The organism is Vibrio sp. D173a (genome assembly GCF_030248475.1).
The window spans coordinates 1-551 of record NZ_JAHGAH010001466.1 but is presented as its reverse complement, the minus strand read 5'-3'; the positions used below and the strand labels follow the sequence as shown (position 1 = coordinate 551).

The 551-nt window shown below is 45.9% G+C and carries 2 protein-coding genes; both read left to right on the top strand.

Annotated features, from left to right (window positions below; all coding sequences use genetic code 11):
* Positions 1 to 320: 2-amino-4-hydroxy-6-hydroxymethyldihydropteridine diphosphokinase (gene folK, locus KIV40_RS34110; protein ID WP_285353872.1), on the top strand; the 320-nt coding region annotated here is incomplete at its 5' end.
* A 23-nt stretch (positions 321 to 343) separates the two neighbouring features.
* Positions 344 to 551 (top strand): 3-methyl-2-oxobutanoate hydroxymethyltransferase (locus tag KIV40_RS34105; protein WP_285353871.1); only part of this gene is annotated, 208 nt, incomplete at its 3' end.

Below are 551 nucleotides of genomic sequence, written 5' to 3'. Positions count from 1 at the left end.
ATGCGGTGGTTGCGATTGAGACCGAATTAACGCCGATTGAACTGCTCAACTGCACCCAAGCGATTGATCAAGAGCAAGGGCGTGTCCGTAAGGATGAGCGTTGGGGACCAAGAACCTTGGACCTAGACATCATTTTATACGGCAATGAGGTGATCGATTCAGAGCGCTTAACCGTTCCTCACTACGGAATGAAAGAGCGAGAATTCGTTCTTTACCCGCTAGCTGAAATCGCACCAAGTTTACAACTCCCTGATGGGACTGAGCTCAGCGAACTGCTCAAAGTAGTCGATAAAAACGGGCTCAATGTTTGGCAAAAATAAGCCAAACGCATTAAGGAAAACCAATGAAAAAAGTAACCATTAACGACCTTATCAAGTGCAAACGTGAAGGCCGTAAATTTGCAACGTCAACCGCTTACGACGCAAGCTTTAGTCAACTGTTCGAAAGCCAAGAGATCCCTGTTCTATTGGTAGGTGATTCGCTTGGTATGGTACTGCAAGGCCAAACTGACACATTACCAGTAACGTTTGAAGACATTGCTTACCACACTC